The following is a 1,191-nucleotide window of genomic DNA, read 5'->3' on the forward strand; positions in this document are numbered from 1 at the left end:
CTTGATTGGTTTACTCCATGAGGGTGAAAGGGTTGCAATAAACTGGTGGCTGCGACTGTTTAATAAAAACACAGCACTCTGCAAACACGAAAGTGGACGTATAGGGTGTGACGCCTGCCCGGTGCTGGAAGATTAAATGATGGGGTGCAAGCTCTTGATTGAAGTCCCAGTAAACGGCGGCCGTAACTATAACGGTCCTAAGGTAGCGAAATTCCTTGTCGGGTAAGTTCCGACCTGCACGAATGGCGTAACGATGGCCACACTGTCTCCTCCCGAGACTCAGCGAAGTTGAAATGTTTGTGATGATGCAATCTACCCGCGGCTAGACGGAAAGACCCCATGAACCTTTACTGTAGCTTTGCATTGGACTTTGAATCAATCTGTGTAGGATAGGTGGGAGGCTTTGAAGCGGGGACGCCAGTTCTCGTGGAGCCATCCTTGAAATACCACCCTGGTTCATTTGAGGTTCTAACCTTGGCCCGTTATCCGGGTCGGGGACAGTGCATGGTAGGCAGTTTGACTGGGGCGGTCTCCTCCTAAAGTGTAACGGAGGAGTTCGAAGGTACGCTAGGTACGGTCGGACATCGTGCTAATAGTGCAATGGCATAAGCGTGCTTAACTGCGAGACCGACAAGTCGAGCAGGTACGAAAGTAGGACATAGTGATCCGGTGGTTCTGTATGGAAGGGCCATCGCTCAACGGATAAAAGGTACTCTGGGGATAACAGGCTGATTCCTCCCAAGAGTTCATATCGACGGGGGAGTTTGGCACCTCGATGTCGGCTCATCACATCCTGGGGCTGTAGCCGGTCCCAAGGGTATGGCTGTTCGCCATTTAAAGTGGTACGTGAGCTGGGTTTAAAACGTCGTGAGACAGTTTGGTCCCTATCTGCCGTGGGCGTTGGAAATTTGAAGGGGGCTGCTCCTAGTACGAGAGGACCGGAGTGGACGAACCTCTGGTGTACCGGTTGTCACGCCAGTGGCATTGCCGGGTAGCTAAGTTCGGAAGAGATAACCGCTGAAAGCATCTAAGCGGGAAACTCGCCTTGAGATGAGATTTCCCGGAGCCTTGAGCTCCTTGAAGGGTCGTTCGAGACCAGGACGTTGATAGGCTGGGTGTGGAAGTGCAGTAATGCATTAAGCTAACCAGTACTAATTGCCCGTACGGCTTGTCCCTATAACCTTGGCAGTC

General features: G+C 52.0%; 1 rRNA gene. It reads left to right on the forward strand.

Annotated elements, in window-relative coordinates:
• Positions 1-1,176, forward strand: a 23S ribosomal RNA gene (locus AC07PE_RS27080); the annotation flags it as partial.
• Positions 1,177-1,191: the final 15 nt, after the last annotated feature.

Source organism: Telluria sp. GW821-FHT07G12, from assembly GCF_059418525.1.